This is a genomic window from Rhodopseudomonas palustris, from assembly GCF_003031265.1.
GTDB classification, from domain to species: domain Bacteria; phylum Pseudomonadota; class Alphaproteobacteria; order Rhizobiales; family Xanthobacteraceae; genus Rhodopseudomonas; species Rhodopseudomonas palustris_H.
Genome location: NZ_CP019966.1, coordinates 3682628 through 3706872, shown reverse-complemented (window position 1 = coordinate 3706872; position 24245 = coordinate 3682628). Strand labels below are relative to the sequence as shown.

Annotated in this window: 19 protein-coding genes; 6 read left to right on the top strand and 13 right to left on the bottom strand. The window is 60.1% G+C overall.

The window, feature by feature from the left end; genetic code table 11:
- The first annotated feature begins 295 nt into the window (after positions 1–295).
- Together RPPS3_RS17230 and RPPS3_RS17225 are read left to right on the top strand one after the other, a co-directional pair.
- Entirely contained in the window at positions 296–1363 is a 1068-nt protein-coding gene (locus tag RPPS3_RS17230) for a polysaccharide biosynthesis/export family protein (protein ID WP_234819978.1), read from the top strand.
- A complete protein-coding gene (locus RPPS3_RS17225) occupies positions 1360–2793 on the top strand; it encodes an O-antigen ligase family protein (protein ID WP_107346658.1) in 1434 nt (477 codons plus the stop codon). Before RPPS3_RS17230 ends, RPPS3_RS17225 begins: the two co-directional genes overlap by 4 nt.
- Before the next feature lie 54 nt (positions 2794–2847).
- Here the strand turns inward: RPPS3_RS17225 and RPPS3_RS17220 are convergent, their stop codons facing one another.
- From RPPS3_RS17220 to RPPS3_RS17200, 6 genes are all read right to left on the bottom strand, one after another.
- The gene (locus RPPS3_RS17220) at positions 2848–3510 is read right to left on the bottom strand and encodes a transglutaminase-like cysteine peptidase (RefSeq protein WP_107345157.1); all 663 of its coding nucleotides are present in this window, start codon (positions 3508–3510) and stop codon (positions 2848–2850) included.
- A gap of 548 nt (positions 3511–4058) precedes the next feature.
- Complete coding sequence (locus RPPS3_RS24515) at positions 4059–4223, bottom strand: hypothetical protein (RefSeq protein ID WP_159060689.1); 165 nt, start codon at positions 4221–4223, stop codon at positions 4059–4061.
- 94 nt (positions 4224–4317) lie between these two features.
- Positions 4318–4992, bottom strand: coding sequence for a sugar transferase (locus tag RPPS3_RS17215; RefSeq protein WP_107345156.1), 675 nt, complete (start codon positions 4990–4992; stop codon positions 4318–4320).
- An 812-nt stretch (positions 4993–5804) separates the two neighbouring features.
- Positions 5805–6461 carry a hypothetical protein gene (locus RPPS3_RS17210; protein ID WP_107345155.1) on the bottom strand — a complete coding sequence of 219 codons (657 nt, stop codon included), beginning with the start codon at positions 6459–6461 and terminating at the stop codon, positions 5805–5807.
- A gap of 56 nt (positions 6462–6517) precedes the next feature.
- On the bottom strand, positions 6518–8866 hold the full coding sequence (locus RPPS3_RS17205; RefSeq protein ID WP_107345154.1) for a polysaccharide biosynthesis tyrosine autokinase: 2349 nt from the start codon (positions 8864–8866) through the stop codon (positions 6518–6520).
- Positions 8867–8924: 58 nt separating this feature from the next.
- The gene (locus RPPS3_RS17200) at positions 8925–9563 is read right to left on the bottom strand and encodes a hypothetical protein (RefSeq protein WP_107345153.1); all 639 of its coding nucleotides are present in this window, start codon (positions 9561–9563) and stop codon (positions 8925–8927) included.
- A 250-nt stretch (positions 9564–9813) separates the two neighbouring features.
- On the opposite strand from RPPS3_RS17200, the gene RPPS3_RS17195 reads away from it, so the two are divergent.
- Positions 9814–10590 (top strand): metallophosphoesterase family protein, encoded by a 777-nt coding sequence (locus RPPS3_RS17195; RefSeq protein WP_107345152.1) that lies wholly within the window; start codon positions 9814–9816, stop codon positions 10588–10590.
- Here RPPS3_RS17195 and RPPS3_RS17190 read toward each other — a convergent pair.
- The 3 genes from RPPS3_RS17190 to RPPS3_RS17180 all read right to left on the bottom strand — a co-directional run bounded on the left by RPPS3_RS17190 (position 10587) and on the right by RPPS3_RS17180 (position 13764).
- Complete coding sequence (locus RPPS3_RS17190; RefSeq protein ID WP_107345151.1) at positions 10587–11705, bottom strand: glycosyltransferase; 1119 nt, start codon at positions 11703–11705, stop codon at positions 10587–10589. The two genes, RPPS3_RS17195 and RPPS3_RS17190, sit on opposite strands and share 4 nt — an antisense overlap.
- Before the next feature lie 31 nt (positions 11706–11736).
- A complete protein-coding gene (locus RPPS3_RS17185) occupies positions 11737–12543 on the bottom strand; it encodes a glycosyltransferase family 25 protein (RefSeq protein ID WP_107345150.1) in 807 nt (268 codons plus the stop codon).
- A 75-nt stretch (positions 12544–12618) separates the two neighbouring features.
- Positions 12619–13764 carry a DegT/DnrJ/EryC1/StrS family aminotransferase gene (locus RPPS3_RS17180; protein WP_107345149.1) on the bottom strand — a complete coding sequence of 382 codons (1146 nt, stop codon included), beginning with the start codon at positions 13762–13764 and terminating at the stop codon, positions 12619–12621.
- A 608-nt stretch (positions 13765–14372) separates the two neighbouring features.
- Here RPPS3_RS17180 and RPPS3_RS17175 point away from each other — a divergent pair.
- Together RPPS3_RS17175 and RPPS3_RS17170 are read left to right on the top strand one after the other, a co-directional pair.
- Positions 14373–15509, top strand: a complete 1137-nt coding sequence (locus tag RPPS3_RS17175; protein WP_107345148.1) for an acyltransferase family protein — start codon at positions 14373–14375, stop codon at positions 15507–15509.
- A 141-nt stretch (positions 15510–15650) separates the two neighbouring features.
- Positions 15651–17144 carry a lipopolysaccharide biosynthesis protein gene (locus RPPS3_RS17170; protein WP_107346657.1) on the top strand — a complete coding sequence of 498 codons (1494 nt, stop codon included), beginning with the start codon at positions 15651–15653 and terminating at the stop codon, positions 17142–17144.
- Between the two features lie 104 nt (positions 17145–17248).
- Here RPPS3_RS17170 and RPPS3_RS17165 read toward each other — a convergent pair whose 3' ends face one another.
- Both RPPS3_RS17165 and RPPS3_RS17160 read right to left on the bottom strand, forming a co-directional pair.
- Positions 17249–18193, bottom strand: a complete 945-nt coding sequence (locus RPPS3_RS17165) for a glycosyltransferase family 2 protein (RefSeq protein ID WP_107345147.1) — start codon at positions 18191–18193, stop codon at positions 17249–17251.
- Complete coding sequence (locus tag RPPS3_RS17160; RefSeq protein ID WP_107345146.1) at positions 18162–19262, bottom strand: glycosyltransferase family 4 protein; 1101 nt, start codon at positions 19260–19262, stop codon at positions 18162–18164. Before RPPS3_RS17160 ends, RPPS3_RS17165 begins: the two co-directional genes overlap by 32 nt.
- A gap of 498 nt (positions 19263–19760) precedes the next feature.
- On the opposite strand from RPPS3_RS17160, the gene RPPS3_RS17155 reads away from it, so the two are divergent.
- A complete protein-coding gene (locus RPPS3_RS17155) occupies positions 19761–21203 on the top strand; it encodes a hypothetical protein (RefSeq protein WP_107345145.1) in 1443 nt (480 codons plus the stop codon).
- Here the strand turns inward: RPPS3_RS17155 and RPPS3_RS17150 are convergent.
- Both RPPS3_RS17150 and RPPS3_RS17145 read right to left on the bottom strand, forming a co-directional pair.
- Entirely contained in the window at positions 21198–22946 is a 1749-nt protein-coding gene (locus RPPS3_RS17150) for a GMC oxidoreductase (RefSeq protein WP_107345144.1), read from the bottom strand. The genes RPPS3_RS17155 and RPPS3_RS17150 overlap by 6 nt on opposite strands.
- A gap of 121 nt (positions 22947–23067) precedes the next feature.
- Positions 23068–24204 (bottom strand): glycosyltransferase, encoded by a 1137-nt coding sequence (locus RPPS3_RS17145; protein WP_107345143.1) that lies wholly within the window; start codon positions 24202–24204, stop codon positions 23068–23070.
- Between the last annotated feature and the right edge of the window lie 41 nt (positions 24205–24245).

The window sequence follows — 24245 nt, the reverse complement described above, 5'->3', positions numbered from 1 at the left end:
TATAAGTAAGGTTCTGGGAGATATTCGAGGCTCGAATCGGAGGGACCGGTCGTCTCACCTCCCGACAAGGCCGCAGATTGATGTTCGTCCCCTGGACGCGCCGACCGGCACTGGTTGACCGCGGCCCCTGTGGCGCGATTCAATGAGGTTGCGCGTGGTACGCAAGACGTTTCAGGTGCTTGCTGGTCTGCTGTTGCTGATTTCGATGTCAGCATGCTCGGTTTTGCCGGGCACGGGCCCTTCAAGTGAATCAGTTGAAAATTATGCGGCGGCCGGGGTCCGGTCGACCACGGCATTGCCTTACGCGCTGGTGGACGTCTCGGCCGATACGATCGGCTTCCTGTCCCAGCCCAACGTCGTCTCGTTCAAAGGCTCGTTCAAAGACAGGCGTCCGAAGCCTCAGCAGGTGGTCGGCGTCGGCGACGTGCTGAACATCTCGATCTTCGAAGCCGCGCCAGGCGGTCTGTTCACCCCCGGTCAATCTGCCGGTGCTCGCCCCGGTAACTTCGTCGATCTGCCGCCGCAGGCCGTGGACCAGCGCGGCAATATTTCTGTTCCTTACGCGGGCGAAGTGCCGGCGGCCGGGCGGACGCTGCCGGAAGTTCAGCAGGCGGTCGTCGCGCGGCTGCGGAATCGCGCGATTGAGCCCCAGGTCGTGGTGAGCCTCAATCAGCAGCATTCGAGCGTCGTGAGTGTTCTCGGCGACGTCAATGCGCCGGGCGTGTTCGCGCTCAACAGCGTCGGCGAGAAGCTCCTCGCTGTGGTGGCGCGCGCGGGTGGACCGAAATACGAAGCGATCGAAAGCTATGTGACGCTTCAGCGCGACGGCAAGAAGGTCAAAGTCCTCCTGAGCCGGATCGTCCATGATCCGTCCGAGAACATCTTCATCCGTCCCAACGACGTGATCTTCATCACGCGGGAAGCTCCGACCTTCACGGCTCTTGGTGCTCTCAATCAGAACGTGTTCGGCTACAATTCCGAGCTGACCTTCGACGTCGAAACGCTGACGCTGGCCCAAGCGATCGGCAAGGCCGGCGGCCTGAACGATCAGCAGTCGGATCCGGCCGAAGTCTTTGTCTTCCGCTACGAAGATCGGCCGCTGCTCGAGAAGCTCGGCGTCGACACCAACCGCTTCGTCTACGACCGCATTCCGACCATCTATCACGTCAACCTGCGTGATCCGTCCGGTATGCTGCTGGCCTCTGGCTTCCAGATCCGAAGCAAGGATGTCATGTATGTGGCGAATGCGCGGGTGGTCGACTACTACAAGCTCCTGACGCTGATCAACAACACGGCCAACACCACGTCGAACGTGTCGAACGCGGCAATCAATGTGAACGCTGCGACGAAGACTCGTTGGTGACCAATAGGACCTCTCCGATTGCTTCGGCAGTGGGCCCGGGCGCAAAGCCCGCCCACGCCGAAGCTCTCGGAAAGGTTCAGCTAGGGCTCACCCTCGCGGCGTTTGCACTGGCGCCACTGCCATTCGGCTCCGTCGATACGATCTGGGTACTGGCCTGGGTGGTTGTGCTGTCGCTCACCCTGCTCGGGCGGCCAGTGCGATCTGTTTCCCGCGCCCAATTCCGTATTTTGATTGCATTTTTGGTCGTCTGCGCCGCGTATCTGGTTGTGGCGGCGATCCAGATCATTCCCGGCGTATCGTTTGGACCGAACTCGGCCGCGTGGCAGAGGGCAGGGGAGCTCATGCAGCTCCCGACTCCTCCGAGAATATCGGCTCGCGCGGAGATCCCTGTCGTAACCGCCGGGCATTACCTGCTTCTGGTCACTTCCGTCCTTGCAGGCTTCTGGATCGGAACCTCGCGAAGCAACGCCGAGACGCTGTTCAAGGTCGCCCGCTATTCGATCCTGCTCTACGCGCTATATGGCTTGCTGGCGCGGGCGTTCACCCCGGGATTGGTGCTTTGGCAGCCGAAGACCGCCTACCACGGGGATTTGACGGCTACTTTCATCAATCACAATACCGCGGCCGCCTTGCTCGGCGCCGGGGTGATCTTGTGGGCCTGCTCGATCCAGCAGCAGCTCAGGTCCTTCGGCCCGCTTTCGCTTCGGCTGTTGATGTTGAGCCCGTCGAATGAAGCCGTCGGGATCCAGATTGCCACCCGGGCTGCAGCAGGCCTGCTGTGTTTCCTCGCGCTGCTCTCAACGGGCTCGCGCGCAGGCCTTGCCTGTGCCGTTCTGGGGCTTTTCGCGGCGATCCTCCAGATGGTCGCCGGGCAGCTCCGGCTTCGCTTCGTCTACGGCCTATTGATCGCGGCTGTGGGCCTAGTCGTGATCGCGCTGTGGCTGGCGCAAAGTCAGAGCGTCATGACCCGCGGCATGTTCGATGAAGGCCGGTGGATGGCCTACAAGCATGCTCTCCGCGTGATTGCCGAAAGCCCGATCTTGGGCATTGGCGCCGGAGCCTTTGGCGATGTGTTTCCTGCCTTTCGAGGCGGCGATATGTCGATGTGGGGCGTCTGGGACTACGCCCATTCGACACTCGTTGAAATCGCCGTCGAAATGGGCCTCCCAATCGCCCTGCTGGTCTGTATGTCGGCGATCGGCTCGCTGGTCGTTGTGGCGCGGGCCGGGACGCGTTCAGTCGGTCAAAGTCGGACCTTTCTGTGTGCCATCAGCGGCATCATGGTCATGACCTTCCTGCATTCGCTGATCGACTTTCCGCTGCAGGTTCCCGGCTACTCGATCCCCTTCGGCATCCTGGTCGGCTGTGGCCTCGCTTTGGCGACGCGGGAGCGAGGACCGGAGACGGGCGAGGCTGCGGGGCATCGCTGAGCTGATCACGGCGCTTTCTGGGAGCGCCCACGCAGCTAGCCGGGAGGCGCTGGGCTACTCGGCGGTTCGCTGAGCGGCGAGCTGAAGGCGAGCGGAGACCTTGAGGTCCGCCGGCTCGGCCATCCTTCTGCCGACGTCAAACCAGAGACGAGCATCAGCGCGAGACTGAATCTTCAGCCATTCGTAGTCGGTATTCTGCCAGGAGCGGATCGACGGCGTCAGATTGTCGAGCACAAGGTCGCCGTCTGTTGTCGAGACCAGGAGCACCAGGTGCCCAATCTGGTCGGGCGTCCGCACCACCGACAGCCGCAGCGCTCGCGCCGGCAGCCCGCTTTCAATCAGGCGATGCCTCTTAGTGACGGCGTAATCGTTGCAGTCCCCCGCCTTTGGCCCGATCGTCCAGCCGATCTTCAAATCCGATCCATAGACTTTCTGGATCGGTACGATCTCGGAATTCACGCTGCGATTGATTGCTTCCAGCAATTTGAGCGTCGATGGGGAGAGTTCGACGCGGTCGGTCGGATCGCGATCGGATGCACAATCCATCGGATAACGCATGCAGAACCGAACATGCTGAAAGGGAGCCAAAGCCGGGGTCGCCTCGGCCAGCACCTGGACAGCGCCGCTCCGGCCCGTGATAGGCCGTGCAACCGAGGGGCTGGCAACGACGATGACAGCCGCCAGCGAGAGGATCGGACAGAGCAGCTTCTTCAGCATCGAACGCAACTGATCTTGGGCTTGCCTACGGGAACGGCTGGTCCAGAGGATGCATCTGCGAAGTAAATGAACGGCTACGGATCGAGGTTAACGATCAGTGCTGCTTGTAAAGTGTGCTGTCTCAGCGGGGGCGAGCAGGCGAGCCGGGAACGTGGCTGCGGCAGCCGCTTGCCTCCAGGAGCAGAAGTCTACCAGAAGTCGGCCATAAGGCTACGGCGGCGATGAGGCTCGATGAGGGCCGCTGGAAGCGTCTTTCGCGGGTGACGCTCAGGCGTACGCCAGGCCGGCCTGCAATAATCCGAGATGACGGCGACGCCGGGGTCTTTAAATGTGGCGAGTGATCCGATGAATTGGGTAGGATTCAGTTGTGACCTTCCAGCGCAAAAACCGAGACGTTGCTTCAGTGCCGAAGCGCCTCTCGCGCGGAAGATAAGCCACAGACTGCACCAGGCGCTCTGAGCGCCCGAGGTGCTTGCAGATGTGGCCCTGGTGGCCGTCGGCCTCGAGATACCTATTACAAAGGCATGTCCGCCTTCAGATATCGTGGTTCACTTGAAGAAGAAGAGCCAGACTGCGGCGACCACGTTTTCCAGCGAGAGACCCAAGCCGATGACGAGCAGTCCGATCCATGCCAACAGGGTGGCCGCGTTGAGAGCGACCAGGATCTTAAATACGCTCTTGCGTTTCGGATGAGAGATGAGATCGGTGCTCACGTCTTTGGTCTCGGCGAATTGTCTGTTGCAGTGTTCCTTTGTCGCTCCAGTTACGCGCTGAGTTCACGTCACAGAACGCTTCACCCTAACTGTCTCAATATGCGCCGTACGCGGTGAGCAGTGTCGGGATGGTGACCAGGATGATCCGTAGATCGAGGCGATGCGACCAGTTGTTCGCATAGTACGAGTCGAGGGCAACGCGGCGATCATACGTCGTGGTGTTGCGACCGCTGACTTGCCAAAGTCCCGTCAGTCCCGGACGGCACGCCAAATATTCTGCCGCGCAGTGTCCGTAACGGCTGAGCTCTTCCTCAGTGACGGGGCGCGGCCCCACGATGCTCATTTCGCCCTTCAGCACGTTGAAGAGTTGCGGAAGCTCATCCAGGCTTGATTTGCGAAGTGCGGCTCCGACCAATGTAATGCGGGGATCGCGGCGCAGCTTCTGCGTCAACCGCCATTCCTCGGCCGCCTCCGGATCGCTCTCCAACAGCCTTTGAAGCCGCTCATTGGCGTCGGTGGCCATGGTCCGGAATTTGAGGCAGTCAAATCGCTGTCCGTTGAAGCCGACACGTCGGTGGCGGAAAATCGCCGGTCCGGGAGACGAGATCATCGTCGCGAAGTAGCACAGAAGTAACAGCGGAGCCAAAATCAGCAAGCCCGAAAGCGCCAAGAGAAGATCGAGGGTTCTCTTCGATGCGCAACCGACCGGAGTCGGTCGACTCCTGTCGGCGAGATCAAGCTCCGTATCTGTTCTCAGCAATCCATCCATCGTCGCACTCTCAAAGCCGCCCGTAGATGTCCAGATGAACTGTCACTCAAAGTGTTATTGAATTGAATGTTTATCAAATTGCGGATGGTGAATAAACTGTTGATCGCACCATTGCCGATGCAAGTTCGCGTTAAGATAAATCGCGCTGTTGACATATAGAGCAACAAACCGCCTCGGATCGCGAAAGTCGCGTCCCAACAGCGCTTTCAGACATCATTGGAAATGTTTGCTCGTCCCAGAAATGACGCTGGCTCAGGCGTTGCGGTGATGTCGTTTCAGTGGATATCGAGCTCGTCAGAGTCGAAGACTCCGAGTGGCAACGTTCTCGAATTTGCTCTTTGCCAAGTCCCTAACGGCCTGCGCTATTGCGTGCCGAGTGTCTGCCGATGCAATTGCCTGACGTGGCATCAGAGTTCGCGAAGTAATAGGTCGTGGCTTGTCACTCTGAAGAATTCGATGGTGTGGCGGTCGCTGCTTAGGAGGTCGTTCGCTCATCCGGCTGCGCGGTGCTCGGCGAACTGTGTCGAGGCGTCCTTGGGGCCGTCGAGCGGATTGCTAAGGTCGCCCCGCTGCCTTTGCACTCATGATTGGAGCGGATGCGATGAAAGCATTCGGCGTTCTTCCCCGCGAACTGACTCCCTGCGCCGGATTTGCAGAGCAGGGAGGTTGCTTTGTGTTGCTGGAGGGGGGCGAGGGCTTGCCGTCAATGCGCGGGCCTGCCGGCTCTCTCAGGCTGTATGCTCTCGGTGTCTGGAGGGCTGAGGAGGGGAAGTCTGCTGTCCCCGCATTTGCCGCGGCATCGAAGCGATGGGTCAGGGCAAGAGTTTCGTCACGGCTGCCTTGAAGCGCAACTGGGTGCGGACGTCGAGCTGCTCGACCTGGGTGTCCAGAAACTCTTTCACCCCTTGGTGAGATCGCGCGTAAGCCTGGGCTGGCAGCTCCACATATCCATCCAGCAGTAGTTGGCGAAACTCGGAGACAATCTTGCTTCGTGTTGCATCCGGGGCGAGTGAGGCAACCGGAGCTGCAACTGCGATCCGCCGAACAGCAATCCAGGCTTCGCGCGGAGACGTCTCGTAGGAGCGTTCGAGTAAGGCGAAGGTATCTGCGTCGAGCCGCCCAGCCTGCACCGCCAGGCCAAACAGAACCAGCCAGGCGAAGGACTCGGTCGGGGCGCAGGAGAGGGACTGATCGGCGCGGGTTCTGAGATCCGTGGTCCTGCGATCGAACTCATTCGTCGCCCCGGTCCGGAGTGCGGCGTCGGCGAGCGGGATCTCGAGCATGATCAGCGCGCGTTGCGCACGGGTGTCGCAGGCATCAAGCGCATGAGCTGAGCGACTGTTCAGTACCGTGGAGCTGAAGCTGTCGTCGAATGTCTTGAAGCGCAGAAGATGGTCGGTAAATGCCTCGAAGCGATCGATCGCGATTGCGCGGTGAAAGTTGGCGACCGCCCAGCCGATACCGATCACACCGATCGTAAAACATACGAACTTGAGCGTCGTAGACCGACGAGCATCTGAGGACGTCAATTTGCGGTCTGCTCGTTCTCGTGCTTGGGAGCACCATAGTAATAATAACTGTGGCTGCGATACGAGTAGCCCTCGAGACGGCGCATGACGTCTTCGTCCGTCTTGTTGAGGACGGCACCCAGTAGCCGCTCTGACAGGGAGCGAGAGACACCGACCGCGCTACGGACTTCGTCGCTCATGGTCGCTCCCCACTCGACAACCAGGACGAAGGCGTCGAACAGGTGCGCCGCGGCCTTGACGTCGACCACCGGAAGAATGGGGGGCAGGTCGACGATGATGTACTCGTAATTGCCTGCGGCAGACTTCAACATCCGCTTCACAGAAGGCGAGGTCAGCACGTCCGCGCTGTTGATCGGCTTCATCTCGGTCGCCGATGGCAGAAAATCGAACTTGTAGACCGGATCCGTGACGACCAGGTCGCTCAATTGGAGCTGATCGGCGACGAGTTCGAGCAGGCCGCGCTTGTTCTTATAACCGAGCGTTCTGCTCAGAGACGGATTGCGCAGGTCGCCGTCGATCAGCAACGTTCGCGCGCCGCTCTTCGACAAGAAGGCTGCAAAGCTGGCACAGATCGTTGTCTTGCCTTCTCCGGGGCGGGCGGACACGATGCCGATCACGCGTCCCCCACCGGGGCTCAGGTCAATCGCAACCTTGATATGGCGGAGCGCTTCTGCGGTCGCCGAAAACGGCGCAACGTCATTAATCTTCTCGAAGGCCGCAGAATTCGCCGGGCTTTTCTCGCGAGGTTGACCCGAGACGTTGTCGCGGCGATGAACGAGCTGCTTCACCGCCCGCGACAGCCGGGAGGAGGTTGTCGCGGTCTGGGACGCGAGAGACGGATCCGCGAAGGACGGGATGATCGCAAGGCAGCTGGTGCCCAGGATGGTTTCCAGTTGCGCTCGGGTGTGGATCCGGCGGCTCATCCGATCGCGCGCGAAGGCGGCGAGGATACCCAATGCCAAGCCTGATATGGCGGCGAGGGCGAGGGTCAGATTGGTTTTGGGCGAACTGCGGACCGAAGGCGGCGAGGCAAGGGTGACCACTCGCGCCTCGGTCGACGGAAACGACTGCTGCTGAACCGACTGGGTAAACCGCGTCAGGAAGGTCTCATAGATGCCACGGTATGTGGTGGCTGCGGTTTCGAGCTCTCTCAGATGGACCTGCGCCTGGCGTGTTCCGGTCGATAATTGAAAAACCTCGAGCATGCGTTTGTCGATCGAGTCTTCCTGCGTCTTCGCGATCTGGACTTCGCTGCGGTAGCTTTCGGCAATCCGGCTGACTTCATCCCAGATGGCCTGCCGAACGTTGGCCATTTCTGACCTGAGATTGCGCGCGGCCTGATGGTCAGGTCCGTAACGCGAGCTCCATTCGGCTTCCTTGCTCTGGTTGTCGAGATACTGCTGACGAAGGCGGGTAATAACCGGGTTGCTGAGGGCGTCGGTCACCACCGGATCGGGAATTTCATTGCTTCCCTTTTCCTGTCGTAGCTCGAGAACGCGGGTGATCCGCTCCAGCTTGGCTCGGGCTTGACTGGTTTCGGCTCGGGCCTTTGCAAGCGCGATGCCGAGCTGATCGAGTTCCAGGTCGCTCGCGAGTTTGCCGTCGCCATTCACGATGATCGAATTGCTCGACTTGAAGTCCTGAACCGCCCGATAGGCATCGCTGGCCTGCTGGCGGAGTTCTCCGATCCTCTGCTGCAGCCACTCGCTGGCGCGCCGGGTCGCTTCGAACTTGGCCTGGATCTGGTCCTCGATGTAGGCGTCCGCAAACGCGTTGGCGATGGCGGCCGCTTTCTCCGGCACCAGCGACGTGAACGAAATCTGCTCGATATAGGATCGCCCGAGCCGGATCACCTTGAGATTGTCTTTCACCCGGCTGAGCGCACGTGCCTCGAGTTCGCTGGGCGTGAGCTGCGGCGAGATCGGGCCATCCAGATCCAGAAGCTGATAAAGCCGGTTGCGAAGTCCGGTGCCGGACCCGATGAATTCCGGGTCCTCGTTCAGGCGAAGCTTTCGAATGACCTGCAGGGCCACCTTTTCGGACTTCGTCGTCTCGATCTCGCTTTCGACCGATGCATCCTCGACCATCCGGTTCTCGGTCGCAAACTCCGACTGAGTCCAGGTGACACGTTTGGTGTCGATGATCATGTCGGTTTGGGCGGTGTATCGAGAAGGTGCCGCGGCCAAATAGGCGAGCGCGAGCGCGATCGAGAACACCGTCACCAGGCCGATGAAGCGCCAGTGCCGGGCAACGAAATCGCTGACGTCCAGCAGGGAGAGCGCGTCCTTCCCGGTGCCAATACGAGGCAGGCTACCATCTTGAAGAGGCTGACCGGCGAAGTTCATACGGCAGTCCTAAACCGTCATCGGCGTTGATACGGAGAATACGAGTGACAGGCGGGGTTCAGCGTGTAGCGCTGACCGATCCGCCGGCCGTGACTGACTTGACGTTGTTATCAGTGCCATCGACGGCAACGATAGCGCGGGCGCCGGCGGTGATCTGCGTCAGCAGCGAAGTCCCACCACCGACAGCGGGATTCAGGTTAACGCGAGCCGAGCGGTTCGGGTTGTTAATGATGACACTCCCTGCGGAGCTGGTCGCGGAGGCGGCCGCCGCGGCCGTGGCCGCAGTCGAAAGATCTCCTGCGATCGCCGCGAATGTCGCCTGGAATTCACCATCCGGGAGCGAGGCGACAGCTTGCTGAATCAGCTGGGCGGACTGAGCATCGATCGTCGTGCAGGCGGTGGCCGCTTGCGCAAGGCCAGCCGCGATCGCCGTCTTAAGTCGCGGCGGTGCACTTGCTACTAACTTCACGATGTCCATCGCAAGTGTCGCGTCGGTGCCGACCAAGTCTCGAACGGCCGTTTCCACCGCGCGACCGTCCGTCGTGGGATTCAGCACAGCCTTCGGATTTGATCTGAACTGTGCGATCGCCTGATCAGTGAGCGGCGGATTGATACAGGCGGCTGATGCCGACCAGCTATAGAAGGGGATGGAAGAAACAGCCGCTAAAAGCGCTATGCGACCCAGCCTGCTCGCCATCTGACGACTCCAAGGTACTGTTTATGAATATAAATTTTGTAGTTTTTAGATACATTAAACGCCCAATAGGTTCAACAACGGTCGCCGGTTATAGTTGATTGTGATCAACCAGAGGGCTCGCGATCGAGCCCAGTATGACTATGAAAGATAAAGGGAGTTTCCTTCGTGTTGACATGTATGTCACCGGAGGCAAATAGGGGGATATGTTGAATCCGAGTAGCGGTACCTGTGGGCGAAAGGCTAAAGCGGCGTGAGCAGATGGGGCGGGAAAGCTGAACAGGATCTCGGTTCAGGGAAATTTGAGCGCTGGTTGCCCTTTCTGCCCGCCGGGTTGCGGATCTATGCGGTCGGTGACGTGCACGGCAGGGCCGATCTCATGGAGCGGCTGTTTCGCCTGATCGATGATGATCTGGCTAAGCGCCCGGTGGTTCGCTCCGTGTGTGTGTTCCTCGGCGACTACATCGATCGTGGGCCAAAATCGCGCGACGTCATCGACAGCCTGATCCGGAGATCGCGTGAGAGAGAGCTTGTTTTTCTCCGCGGCAACCATGAGGCCGTCGCGATCAAATGCCTGTCCGATGAAGGCGTCTTCGAAAACTGGATGCGCCGCCTCGGCGGGGTCGAGACGCTAGTGTCCTACGGCATAGAACCGAAGAAGGTGCTGTCAGAAGCGGGTATTGCAGAATTGCAGTCGGCGTTCCGGGACAGTCTTCCGGATGCGCATCACCGGTTCTTGAAGGGACTGCAGAGCACGTTTTCCTGCGGCAACGTATTCTTTGCCCATGCCGGCGTGAAACCAGGCGTTGCACTCTCCGACCAGTCCGAACGAGACCTGCTCTGGATACGCGACGAATTCCTGTCGTCGACGGTGAACTTCGAAAAACTGGTTGTGCACGGTCATACGCCGGTTCAGCGGATTGATGTGCGATCGAACAGGATCAATATCGATACCGGCGCCTTCGCCACCGGGCATCTGACGTGCTTGGTGGTGGATCGCGATGCTCTTAAGGTGCTGGCGACCGGCTAGCCTCTGTTGCGCGCGGATGCTTCCGCCCTTGCTGCCAACAGCTGGTCGATGTGCGAGCGGAAGCCGTTAAAGAACGCCTGTTTGCCGAACCGGGCGGCATGATTGGCGATTTTGGCCGGATCGATTTCGATGTCATCGAGCTGCAGGATCGCCGCGCGGATTTGCTCGACCTCCTGTGCCTGAAAGAACAGCCCGGAGAGTCCGGGTACGACGGTTTCGGTTGCTCCGCCTTTTCCGAATGCGATCACCGGGCGCCCGGCCGCCATCGCTTCCACCGGCACCATGCCGAAATCTTCCTCGCCGGGGAAAATCAGCGCGCGGCAGTGCATGTAGTGGTCCCTCAAGACCTCGAAAGGTTGGGCCCCCATGACGGTCACATTCGGCCCGGCGATCCGCTTCAACTCGCTCAGCATCTCGCCGCCGCCGATCACCACCAGCTTTCGGCCGATCTGGTTGAATGCTTGTACCGCCAGATCCGGGCGTTTGTAGGATACGAGCTCGCCGGCCATCAGGTAATAGTCGCCCAGCTCTGATGCGGGGACAGGTGTGAATGCGGCGGTGTCCACCGGTGGATGGATGACGACGGAGTCTCGGCGGTAGTAACGGCGGACCCGGTCTGCGACCGTCGCCGAGTTTGCGATGAAGCTGTCGACGCGGGATGCGGTCGAAACATCCCACATTCGCAAATAGTGAGACAGCGGCGGCATTAGCAATTTTGTGAGCCGGCCGGCGCCATTCCGATAGTCGTGATACATATTCCAGATGTACCGCATCGGCGTGTGGCAGTAGCACACGTGCAGGGCATCCGGTGGTGCGATAATCCCTTTGGCGGGCCCGGACTCGCTGCTGATGACCAAGTCGTAGCCGCTCAGGTCGAGGTGCTCGAGCGCGAGCGGCATCAGCGGCAGGTACGACTTATACATTGAGCTGGCGCGGGGCAGGGAGTTGATGAACGAGGTCGTCACGCGATGACGACGAATCCGATCACTGACCGCGTCGGGGACGAACACATGAGTGAAAATATCGGCCTGCGGGTAGAGTTCGCACAGAGCCTCGATCACCTTTTCGCCGCCCCGCATCCCGACGAACCAGTAGTGTACGATCGCGACCTTCAACGGATTTCACCCCAGGTTACGGCGTTTCTGTTCACGGATCGCGGCGTTGCTCGACATCCACTCGACCGACCTGCCGAAACTGCCAATGGCGCTGCCGCAAGCTCTCGTCGCTCTTGCGGAGCTTGGCGTTCGTCAGAATCTTTCGGGCCTTGTTGATGACACGTGCGCTCTGCCAGGCCACGTTCTCCAAGCCTTGGACCTCAACTGTATGTGGAGGCATCGGGATGGAAGTTGGCGAGAACCGCTCGATGATCGGGTAGGGAAAGATCGAGTAGATCGGCAGCTGTGTGATCCAGAACGAATCCATGGCCAAATCGACGGTAGCGCGGATCGACCGGTAGCTGTCGAGGAAGCGCTGCGCCGCCATGCGCGACATCAGATAGGCTTGGGCGCCTGCCGGGCTTGTGGTGAAGCGGACGATCGACCGGTCGTAGAAGAAGCCGAGATGAACTGCCTTGGCGTAATGTTTGCCGAACAGCCGGACGTATTCCAACCCGTTGTCGGCGCAGAAGGCACAGAACTGGTCGAGCGGAAAATCGGTATCGAAGATGATGTCGTCTTCGAGCACCAGGATGTACTCGGCCTGGTTGCTGTCGACAAACTGATGGAGGATCGCGGCGTGGCTCGAGCAGACGGCAATTTCCGGAGGAGACAGATTTCGTCCGAAGTTTCGCCGCAGCTCGGCGCTGTCGTAGTGCAAGTTGGGGCACATCAGCGAGGCGTGGGCATCGAAGTACTGCCAATCCAGCGACGTCTTGCTGAGCATGGTGGTCATCTGGCTCCGGCGCGCGGTGGCAGTCGGTAAGCTCAAGACGACGATTTTGACCGATGGGTTCATTGCCTGTGGCTTTGATCTCGGAGCATCCAGCGTGACCTCGAAAACGTCGCGCTGAATGCACGCATTCGGGTGTCTCTAGGACGCCGCCTTGAGAAGGGACCGTCCACGCCATTCCATGACTGGAATCGGGTATTGCGGACCGAGCGAGACGCGGCAGGTTCGCGCCAGGATGTCGAGAGTCCGGCTGCACATGTCTTCCGAGTATTGGATGTCTCGCTTGGCCCACTTCCACGGATTCATCCGATCATCGAACGTGCGCTGCGTCATGATCGGTCGCCAATTAGTATAGACGTGACGGCCGGTGTCGATCAGTCGGTCCACGCCTCGGTTCTGAGCGAATTTCTTGGCATCTTCCGCTGTATCGAGGATCACCGTCAGTCCGGCAGCGTTCGCCGGATCATTGTGCGGCGAGACTCTGAGCTTATTGCTCTTGGACAGGTGCTTCACCATGATCGGGTAGCGCGCACGCAGGCGGGAAATTAAAGGGTCGAGCTTGGGCAGCTGGGCGTGAAGGACCGCGCCGGTCAACTCCGAGACCTTGAAGTTCATGCCGGTGAACGGCGCTTCGTTGGACTCATAAGAGTACTCCCGCGTGTAGCTCCCGGCATCGTGGAACATTCGCGCGCGAGTGAAAAGACGGTCGTCGTTGGTCAGGACCGCGCCGCCCTCGCCGGAATTGAGATTCTTGAATTGATTGAAGCTATACGCGCCGGCATCGCCGATCGTGCCGACACGGCGCCCTTTGTAAGTGAGCCCGACGGCCTGACAGGCGTCTTCAATAATCTTCAGCCGATGCTCGCGAGCAATCGCGACGATCGAGTCCATGTCACATACCAGATTGAGCATGTGAACCGGCATGATCGCTTTGGTATACGGCGTGATCTTCCGCTTGATGTCTTCCGGATCGATCGTCAGGCTTTCGTTGACGTCGACGACGATCGGAACAGCACCGACCATGAGCGGGGCGATCGCGGTCGCCACCCAGGTGTAGGCGGGAACGAGTACCTCATCACCGGGGCCGATGCCTGCCGCCGCCAACGCTGAGATCAGCGCGCTCGTTCCGCTGTTCACCGTCAGCGCGTGCTTGACGCCGATCTGCTTCTCGAGATTTTGCTCGAACTGGGTCGTGTAGCCTTGTTCGCCTCCGCGGTAACGTAACAGTTGACCGCGAGCGACTACCTTCGTTAACGCGAGCCACTCCGAGAATCCAACGCGCGGCATTCGAGGACCCCAATTCGTTGCATTTTGTCCGAAGTTTATCCGTTGTACGTATCGGAGCAATGGGCGATCAGCAAGTGATCGGTCTAAACATAATGAATCCGCGAGACTGGTTCGACGATCTGTGTGTGTCCACAGTCACATTGCGTGAGTGATCGTTGAGAGTGCGCGATGGCGCCAAAACAGGCGGCCTGATGTACCGCCGCTCAGCAATTCCGGTGCGTGCTTAGGCTTCATATACATGTGGCGCGGCGCCCGCGTTTGAAGTCAGAAAACAGAGTTTACCTTATGCCGTCAACCGCCTCTGACGGGATTGGCCTGTTGCTTCCTGCAATCCTCAACAGTTGCCTTCCCACCGGCAGTTCCCCAGGTAGCGCTGCATTGTGACGTCAGCAGTCCGTCCGGTGGAGGCTTGTGGTGCCACACTGTTCGGCGGAGCAGACCCGACTGCCGCTGCGGTTAACCCACTCGGATCTTCGCCAAGATGTTTGTTGCGGAAGAGACGGAACGAGATCAGCATGGATCGAAGACGAAGAAAATGAGCGTCGTGTTGTAAACTGCCGATCGGAGGCGGTTGGACCAGTGGGTGTCTATCTCGGGAGCGCCAAACGTTGACGTGCTCTGTTGATATAAATGTCAACAGTAGGCGGCTCGATGCGATCCAGTTGCTTCGTGCGTTCGCGGCCACCGCGGTTGTGTTTACTCACGCGACGACCCGGATCGGCTATATGTTCCCAGAGGGAAAAGCGAGCTCGCACCTGTTTGATGGGACTTCCGGTCAGGTCAGAGTTGGCGATGCTGGCGTCGACCTGTTCTTCGTGATCTCCGGCTTCGTGATGCTGTATGTGCATCGGAACGATTTCGGCCAGCCGGGATCGGTGACAGGATTCTTCAAAAAGCGGATCGCCAGGATCGTGCCGCTGTATTGGTTGCTCACCACGGTGGCGGTGTCGGTCACGGTGCTGTCGCCGGCGTTATTCACAACGCATTATGCAGTGGCCGACCCGGCATGGATCGCCGGCTCGTATCTGTTCCTGCCCATTCCCGCTCCCGGACGGGAGTTGTCGCCTGTCATCGGGGTGGGGTGGACGCTGAATTACGAGATGTTTTTCTATCTGGTCTTCGGGCTGTTGCTGACGTTACCGCGCCAACTGGCGCTACCATTGTTGCTCGCGTCGTTTACCGTTCTGGTCGGCATGGGATCCGCGTTGGCTCCGGCAGCGCCTTGGGCGAAATTCGCAACGAGTTGGCTGCTGCTGGAGTTTCTGCTGGGGATCGGGGTCGCCTATTGGAAGCTCTCGGGAGGCCAGCTGACGACTCCGGCCGCGCGCGTTCTGGCCGCCTTGTCACTGGCCGTTTTGTTGGCAACTGTGTATTGGACGCCGGACGAGCAGGGCGCTGGTCGGTTTGCATTCTGGGGTATCCCGGCGGCGGGGATCGTCGTTGCGGCGACGAATCTCGACTTGGGGCAGGGACGCCAGCGTCGGCTGGCCGCGGTGCTGGGCGACGCGTCTTATTCGATCTATCTGTTTCAGGTGTTCGCGCTGCCGATGTGGGGGGGCGTGATGTCCCACCTAGGTTTCGGAATGTTGCCGTTCGATCTCAATGTGGTGATCTTGACCATTCTGGTCGTTGCGAGCGGCGTCCTCGGCTGGGCATTTATCGAGCGACCTCTGAGCCGCGCGATCAAGCCGCTGTTGCTTGGGCCGCCACAGAGGGATCATTCGGTCGGGGAATTGCGGTCGTGAAGCCTGTTGCCGGAAGATGCTCCAGTACTTGCCGGGTTTCTCTGTTGCGAGCCCGCGCGATCGTGCAACCGCGCAACTGCAGGGCGATGATCGCTCACCCCTTTGCCAGCGCGGCGTCGCGGGTCTGATGTCTGGTGGGTGATGGGCTCCGAGAGTCACGCTGAGGCGCCGTTTGGTGCGCGAGCCGCGGCGAGCGCCGGCCTGCTGGTCGCCTCGCGCCTGATTACGCGGTGCATCGATCTGATCACCCTGAGCCTGTTGGGACGGCTGCTGACGCCTGCCGACTTTGGCATCGTAGCCATCGCGATGTCCGTGATCTTCATCGTCGAAGCGGTCATGGAAATCCCGATCGGCGTGGCGCTCGTCAGAGTGCGAAATCCCACCGAACGACATTACGACACGGCCTTCACCGTGGGGCTGTTGAGGTCCTGTATCTTGATGGCGGTGGTGATCGCGTTGTCGTGGCCGATCGCCGAACTGTATCGGGACGAAAGGCTGATCTGGTTGATTTCGGCGCTCGGCACCGCGCCGGCAGTCCGGAGCCTGGGAAGCCCGCGGATCACTGAGTTTACCCGTCGGATGGATTATCGGCCGATCGTTGCTTTGGAGGCGATGGGTAAGCTGACGTCGCTTGTAGTGTCGGTGGTGGTGGCTTGGTGCACGGGCTCGTATTGGGCGATCGCTGTCGGGACGATTGCGACGCCGCTCACGATAGCTGTCGCGAGCCACATCGCGTTCAGGTATAGGCCGCGTCTGTCGCTGGCGGAATGGAGTGCATTCTCTGCCTTCGTACGCTGGTCCACGATCAATCAACTGGTCGGGGCTATGAACTGGCAGATCGACCAGTTGATGCTGGGCCGGATGGTGAGCCGTCAGGACCTCGGCCGGTTCTCCATGGCATCTAATCTGGCGTCGTTGCCGACCCAGGTGATCATCGTTCAGCTTCTCAATCCGCTCACCGTGGCGTTTTCGCTGATCCACGACAATCCTGCGCGATTGAAGGATGCGTATCGAGCAAGCGCTGCGATGATCGTCTGCGTTGGTCTGCCGGTGCTGATCGGACTTGGCCTCGTTGCGGATCCGTTGATCCGCCTGGTGCTGGGCGAAAAATGGACGGTGATTTCGCCGATTGTATCATTCATGGCGTTGTCGATTATTCCATCGCTGTTCGTGTCGCCACTATCGCCGCTGTTGATGGCGTTGAACCGGACGCAGGCGCTGTTCCCGATCGCCCTATCGGAATTGCTCTTCAAGATGCCGATTTTGTTGGTCGCGATCTGGCTGTTCGGGATGGAAGGGGCGGTCGGGATGAGAATGCTGACCGCGTTATTCGTGGCAGCGGTTTCGATGCGGGCGGCACAACAAACGATCGGCTGGGCGGCATGGAAGCAGGTCGCGGAGCATTGGCGTTCGATCGTGGCGGGCGCGTTGATGGCGGCTGCGGTTTATCCGCTCACGTGTGACCTGGAACACGAGCCGCAAATTGTTCTGATGGCCGCGAAGTTGGTGGGGGCCGTTCTGTTGGCTGGGGCGGTCTATGCCGTTGCCATCCTGGCGCTTTGGTTTGTCGCAGGGCGACCAGCAGGCGCCGAAGCGAAAATCCTGCATCTCGTCCGATCAGTGATCAGGCGGTAGATCGACAGCGATTGCCGAACTTCGGCCTGATCGGAGCGCATTCGCGATCGCGGTGGCTGTGTTGGCGACGTCAATGCGAGCGGTAAAATAATCCGCGTCGGAAGTCACTGGCGAATGGAAAGAATGTTCTTTGGGTGATCCCGTCCGATCACCAAATCCAGGATGCCTATCCAGTTTCCCTTGCAGCGTCCTCTGCGATCGATCCACGGCTCGGGCTTGAAGGCGCGAACATGGTTCATTACCAGATTGCGCGCGATCAGTCGGATCCCGGCTTTGATAGACAAGGTCCCCTTCCGCATCAGATAGACCGGGTTGACGATCTGCGAATAGCCGAGGCGTACGCCCGCCAGACGAGCGGCTTTGACACCCTGATGAACTCCGGCAAAGGCGGTGGTCAGGGCGAGGCTGCCTCGGCGGCCCACGCGTGCCGCGAAATCGATATCCTCTTGCCAAGCGTAGAGCGGCAGGTTCTCGTCGAAGCGCTCGGCCCCGATGGCAGCGCTGCGATACACCATGTTGCAGCCATACAGCCCATCGAGCGCACAGATTACTTTGGCCTTGGGCCTGCCGTTCCGATCGTTGGCGACGACCAGGGCGATGGCTTCTTCATACGGAATCCCTGCGGTGTTGATCCCATCCGCCAGCAGCGATCCATTCACGGCGACCACTGCAGGATGGTGCTGGAAGAAATCCTCGATCCCCTCGAGGCAATAGGCCGAGGGGACATAGTCATCGTCAAAGAACGCGATGATGTCTGTAGAGCCAAGGAGCAACTCCAGCGCAGCGTTTCGCTGCACGGGAAGTCCCGGGCTGCAGTAGACAACATCGGCGCCCGGCAGCATCGAATCCGAGGACGGAAGGTCTGACGGCTTCACGACCGCAAATACGAACCGGCTTGGCTGGAGGGTCTGTCGGAGAATGTGATCTTTCCAGCGACCAAGCTCCTCGGGGCGACCGGTGCTTGCGACGACCACCGCGATCCTGGTCGACGTCGTCGACCCGTCAACGGGGCTTTCGCTATTTGTCTTCGGCGACGTGTCGAATGACATTGCAGAGATCCGCCCCGGCTTTCCGCCACGTAAAATTCGCTGCCTGCGCTACCCCTTCGGCGGAGCGCTCCAGCCAGAATGGAGCCGAGGCCGCGAGCGACCTGATCGCTTCGATCCACTCCCTGGGATTGTCTGCCGCCGCGTAGAGCGCCCCTTTCCCTGCGACCTCGGGAAGGGCACCGCAGGGCGCGACGATGGCCGGGCAGCCCAAAGCCATTCCTTCCAAAGGTGGCAGGCCGAAGCCCTCCGTGGTCGATGGAAATGCTACGCACAGCGCCGCTTCTAAGAGGGACCGTAACTCACCGTCGGTCACGGATCCTGCAAACACGACATTGGCTGGAATGTTGGGGGACAAGCGGTCAAAGTCGCGGCGATCATGTCCGCCAAACAGGACGAGCTTGATGTCGCCAAGCTCCGGGCTGGAGAAGGCGTCCAGCAGAACCTTGATATTCTTGTGCGCCTGAGTGGAAGACAGCGCGACCACAAAACGCCGCCGCGCAAGCGAGAGACGATCGATGATCTCGGGTGCTCGGGGGTACGTCAGGACGTGATCGACACCGTTATGGATCACCGAAATGCGCTCGGCATCGGCGACGCCGGCTCTCGCCAGTTGCTCGGCGGAGAAATGGGACACTGTCAGAATGCGGCGATGTCTGCGCCCGATCAGCGGCAGAATGGTCTTATACCACGTGCGAAAAGCAGCCGAATAGGACTTCGGCGTGATGAACACTTGTGCATCATGGATCATGGTGATCGCGTTGCCGATCGCCACCGGTCCAAGATTGCAGAGGTTGAGCAGCAGATCGGATCGGGCGGCGCGGGGCAGGTCGATCTGCTCCCACAGCTGCCCGCGCAAGCGGCCATAGCGCTCAACGTGAACGCCTTGCGTGCCGTCCGGTGCGGACTTGGGAGCAACGATCGTCGGTGAGGTCGAAAATACGCCGTCCAGGAGATCCTGGTTCAAAACGATCTGGCGAATAAGCTGATCGGCGACCCGGTGGACGCCGGTAGGTCGCGCTGTCAGGAACTTCCCGTTGATCGTCAGTCGACGAAAGGGCAATGGGTTCACCTAATGCGATCTCCAGAACGCCTCTCGCGTCCTGGCCAACTATCGATCTGCCGACCGCGCCAGATAGTGTCAAGACAACTGTAGAGGGAATAAGATCGCCCGTGCTTGTTTGTTTGGGACAATGGTAAATTCATGGGGCGCTCCTAATGGGAATGGGCGCAAGGCGTCGATCAGCCCGTGGGCATGCGATGATGCTTGAGTTAGTAGGCGATGCGCAGAGTCCGGCGGTCGCCAGGACATCATGGCGGCCACTCCCTACTGCCTGTCCTGATAGCGTAGCTCGGATCGCTCTATTCGCGTACGTGGTCTGGTGCCGCGTCTGGACTGGCGGGATCGGTCCGATCATCGGGACAAGCGGCAGGCTGCACAGCCGCCGGACGGGCATGGCCGGTTCGAAGGAGACGTTGACAGATTTGACTAAAGCGAGAAACTTCAGCGTGGCCGAGCCTCAATGAGCTCCGGCCGCCGACAGCAAGAGAAAGGCTCCGGGGCAGCACCATGACGATCGAAGTCATCGGAATGATCACGCTCGCGCTCGGCGTGATCTGCCTCTTTCAGCCTGTATCTTTCATCATTCACGCCTTTGTATGCTCGATCCTGCTCGGCGCGGCCGCCGCCTTCACGTTGCCGAGCCTGGGCGGCACCAACGTCACCCCATCGCATTTGCTGTTAGGGTTTCTGACGATCCGCATTCTTGCCGAACCGGGTTGTCGGAGCCGACTGTCCGATGCCCTGGCGATAGGGACGCCTGGATTCTGGCTGGCGCTGATCGTGATCGACTGTTTGGTCTCGGCGTATTTCATGCCGAGGCTGTTTGCCGGAGACACCTTCGTCTATCCGGTGCGAACCACCGGCTACATGGTGGTGCTTCAGCCCGCGACGTCGAACTTCACGCAGTCGGTCTATCTGGTCGGAGATCTGGTCTGCTTCGTTCTGATCTGGGCGTATGCGACTTCCTACGTGGGAAGAAGCCAGTTAGGGAGTGCCGCCATCCTATGCGTCGCCGCCAACCTGGCCTTCTCGGTCGTCGACCTCGCCACCTATTATTCGAACACCACTGAAATCTTGTCGTTCATCCGAAATGCCTCCTACGGGTTGTTGACCGAGGTGGAGCTTGCGGGCTCGAAACGACTGGTCGGATCGTTTACCGAGGCGTCCGCGTTCGGATCGATGACGGTCGCGTTCTTTGCTTTCACGTTCCAGCTCTGGCTTTGTGGAGTTTACCGGCGCTTGTCGCTGGTCCTGGCCGTGCTGTCCCTCGGCGCGGCGCTGCTTTCGAAATCGTCAACGGCCTATGTCGGGCTCGCGGTGGTGCTGGGCATCTTCTATTTCCAGATCGTCTCGGCGTCGTTCTCCGGCGCATTGCGTATTGAATCGATGGTTCTGCTGGCCGGGGCGCCGTTCGTGGTGGCGTTCATCATCCTGGGAATTCTCGCCGACGATCGTGCATCGAGCTATGTGGCAGACATTCTCAACGAGTTGGTGTTGAACAAACTGTCGAGTTCCTCGGGGGTCGAGAGATCGCTTTGGAACAGACAAGGGCTCGAGAACTTCTTCGACACCTTTGGGTTCGGCGTTGGCAACGGCAGCATGCGAGCGTCGAGCTTCCCGATTGCGGTGCTTGCGAGCCTTGGAGTGGTTGGAAGCGTCCTCTTCGTCGGGTTCTTTCTGTCGGTGTTCTTGGCGAAAGACGGTAACGGTGTGGACGTGAGGGACGAGGGCTACAGAAAGGCAGCCAAGGTCACTTGTGCGGCGATGTTGGTGACGCAGGTTCTGGCTGGCGCGCTGACAGACCTGGGGCTGCCGTTCTTCATCTTCGCGGCTTTAGCCTGTGCCAAGCGCGATGCGTTGTCGAGAGTGAGGTCGAGCACCAGCTTGGCGCTCGAATCTGGGCTCGGTGTTCTCGCAGCGGCACGCCGATCCGGCGCAAGAGGACTATAGCAAGGTCTGTCGAATACGGTCGGCAAGACGGACCGCAAAGGCCACGATCATAAGAGTTGGATTGGCGTGGCCACTGGTCGGAAAGATCGAGCTTCCCGCGACGTAAAGACCGCGAACGCCGTGCACTTGGCAGTGTTCGTCGACCACGCCTGATCGCGCCGACGCCGACATCCGCGTGGTCCCCATGCTGTGCGCCATGTCGATAATCACGGCGTCGTTGAATGCGCCTTTCGCGACCCATGGTTCCAGGATCGGCTTCGGTAGCTGCACGTGCGCGAAAGCCGACTGCACGATGTGGCCGAGGCGCATGATGGTTCGGCGCTCGTCAGCGTTGATCCGCCAATCGACCCGTGGCAGCGGCAGGCCCAACTTGTCTGTCTTCTCCGACAGCGTGATGCGACTGTCGGGATCAGGCCGCTGCTCGGATATGGCGTCGATCCACACGTCGGTCACCTTGTGCGGAACGCCGCGGCTGAGGAAGTCGTCCGCGGCCACATTGGGCATGTACCGAATGGCGGTTTGGACGATGAAATCCTTGACGGCGACCGGAAGCCGGTTGCTCGACAGCAGCTTCATGGCGGCGCCCTTGCCGAGGAGACCGGCGCCGGCGATGGCACGCATGGCATCCTTGACCTGTCGCTGGCTCTTGCCGGTGAGGAGCCGTTTGACGGCGTCCCATGGGTCGTCCGCCGCATGCTCCGGCATGAAATAGATCGCGGAATTCAAGAGATGTTCTCGCTCCTGCATCTCAGGCGTGATCGCGAGGCCATGCATGTACATCGAAGTGCGGCCGCTGTTGCGGAGGCCGTAGAATCCAAAGCGCCGCATGATCTGGTTGGCGTTCGATCCGCCGAACCTGGCGATCCGCGCGCCGGCATGGTCCATCAGGAAGCGCCCCACCAGATCGTGCTGATTGCCAACTCCGTTGGGGTGGACCGTGGTTGAAGCGAGCAGAAGGCGCGCATTTTCGATACCGCCTCCGGCGATCACGGCGGCCTTTGCGTGCACGGTGTGGCGTTGCCCGTCGATTGTCGCGATCTCCAATCCGCGAAACCCGTCTCCCTCCTGGATCAGATCGAGGCGTGTCGCAGTCGCGTTGAGCAGAACGCGAATGTTGTCGGCTTCCACCCTGAGAAAGTCGGCGCCGAACCGCATAATGTCGAGAGGATCGATCCGGGATCGCGAAAACTGCCAGAAGAACGAGCGAAGCCCCTGCGTGCCGAGTTGGGGTTCGGGAGGTGAAATGCCGAGCAGGGCCCAAAGGGTGTCGTCGTAACGGTTCGGTCCGAGGTTCAGAATGTCGGCTGCCCGATCAAGAAACGGATCGAGGCTGGATCGGTCTATCGGCCAGCCGGAATGCGGGACCCATGCACGCTCCTGAAAATCGATGCCATCGAAAGCTGCCGACTTTCCTGCCCAAGCATGTGTCGAGCCCCCGAGCGCTCGACAGCGGACACCATAAGGTTGCTGGTCCTGAGTCCAGGAGCGGCAATTGGCGCCGTGAAAAGCAATCCTCTTCTGAATCTGGTGAGGGGCGTTCGGTTCGCCGATGCTCTCCAGCGTCGAGAGCTCGGTTGCTTGAGGGGCCTCTTCAAGCAACCCGCTCTCGACGATCAGGACGCGTAGCGGAGCACCTCGCAACTCGCGCGCTACGGTGAGGCCTGCTGGGCCGCCTCCGATGATGACGAGGTCGGCCTCAAAACGAGTATCGGCGCTGAAATGAGCAAGGTTCTCGACAAGCATGATGTCAGCCTACCAGCCTGTGCTGAAGCCGGGAATCTCTTTCACCGCGGGCTGCTCTCACAGAGACTCATCTGTTCAGGGAAGATGTATGCCTGAGGGGGAGGGCGTTGCGTTGCAGTTGCTATAGCGATGTGGAGGGGCTTGCGTCCGTATGCTGGTGAAGCGATGCCGCCTGGGACAGAACGGATCGCCAGACCCGTAGGGCGTTCTCCGTTGAAAATCTCGCAATACTCGTTCGCATCTGATCCAAGCGCTGCGCCTTCTCGTCCTCGCTCATATCTGCGATCTGATGCATTCCCTGAGCGATCGCGTCGACATCCCGCGGGTCGACGAGGATCGCTGATGGGCCGGCGACCTCTTGGAGAGCTCCTCCTCGGCTCAGCAGCGGTATTACCCCATAATGAATCGCCTCGGCTGCCGGTAAGCCGAAGCCCTCAAGTAAACTTGGGAGGATGAATCCTTCTGCGTTGGAGTACAGCCAAAGAAGCTGGGGATCGTTGACGTACCCCGGGATGATGACGCCGGGGGTGCGGTCTGCGGCGGCGATGACGTGTTCGGCGCCAGGCTCCGGGCCGCCGCAGATCACATAGCTATACCCCTTCTCGGCGAGGCCGGTTCGTCCGAAGGCCTCGATCGCCCGCAACTGGTTCTTGCGAGTTCCCAGGCTGCCGACAGACAGAAAGAACTTGCCCGGGATAGATGTCACCGGTTGCTGGTCCGAGGAGCCCGAAGTGAACCTGATCGGCGGATACAGAACGCCCAGACAAGGGAAATCGTCGCCATAGAGCAGCTTGAATTCCTCGCACGAGCTTTCACTGGCGAACAGAAGATGCGGCTTGGCCTCCGCAATGCGATCGAACGCCGCCCGGTAGATCTGCTCGACACCATCCGCGTAAAAGGCCGGATGGGTCAGGGGGCCGACGTCGTGGCACAGGATGATATCGGTTTCGCGCAGGTCGTGGATGAGGACTTCTCTTGGATCGGTAAAGACGATCGGCAGCCTGTTCCGGCGCGACAAGAAGGCTGTGAGTGTCCGGGGATGCCGAACCCGGAGATCGATTTCGACGACGGCCAGACGGCCCAGGATACGGGCAATCAGCCCGGCGGGAAGCCGGTCTAATCCGAGCCTCCAGTAATACACCTTCCGGATCAGATCCTTCGAGCCGGCGATGAGATCGCCGCAGAAGAAGAACTTACCGGTCCTGTTGTTGAGCGCCAGCGTGAAGTCGCAATCGACAAGTCCTGGTTGACCAGACATGCGTAGCTCTTGTTCAGTCTTCAGCCGATCGGCGCCCGATG

What these genes read in the sequence shown, in the direction of transcription:
- RPPS3_RS17220 (WP_107345157.1), bottom strand. Translation starts at nt 3,510, where the DNA reads ATGCTGAAGAAGCTGCTCTGTCCGATCCTCTCGCTGGCGGCTGTCATC.
- RPPS3_RS17165 (WP_107345147.1), bottom strand. Translation starts at nt 18,193, where the DNA reads ATGTCATTCGACACGTCGCCGAAGACAAATAGCGAAAGCCCCGTTGAC.
- RPPS3_RS17155 (WP_107345145.1), top strand. Translation starts at nt 19,761, where the DNA reads ATGACGATCGAAGTCATCGGAATGATCACGCTCGCGCTCGGCGTGATC.
- RPPS3_RS17150 (WP_107345144.1), bottom strand. Translation starts at nt 22,946, where the DNA reads ATGCTTGTCGAGAACCTTGCTCATTTCAGCGCCGATACTCGTTTTGAG.
- RPPS3_RS17180 (WP_107345149.1), bottom strand. Translation starts at nt 13,764, where the DNA reads ATGCCGCGCGTTGGATTCTCGGAGTGGCTCGCGTTAACGAAGGTAGTC.
- RPPS3_RS17185 (WP_107345150.1), bottom strand. Translation starts at nt 12,543, where the DNA reads ATGAACCCATCGGTCAAAATCGTCGTCTTGAGCTTACCGACTGCCACC.
- RPPS3_RS17145 (WP_107345143.1), bottom strand. Translation starts at nt 24,204, where the DNA reads ATGTCTGGTCAACCAGGACTTGTCGATTGCGACTTCACGCTGGCGCTC.
- RPPS3_RS17170 (WP_107346657.1), top strand. Translation starts at nt 15,651, where the DNA reads ATGGGCTCCGAGAGTCACGCTGAGGCGCCGTTTGGTGCGCGAGCCGCG.
- RPPS3_RS17200 (WP_107345153.1), bottom strand. Translation starts at nt 9,563, where the DNA reads ATGGCGAGCAGGCTGGGTCGCATAGCGCTTTTAGCGGCTGTTTCTTCC.
- RPPS3_RS17205 (WP_107345154.1), bottom strand. Translation starts at nt 8,866, where the DNA reads ATGAACTTCGCCGGTCAGCCTCTTCAAGATGGTAGCCTGCCTCGTATT.
- RPPS3_RS17215 (WP_107345156.1), bottom strand. Translation starts at nt 4,992, where the DNA reads ATGGATGGATTGCTGAGAACAGATACGGAGCTTGATCTCGCCGACAGG.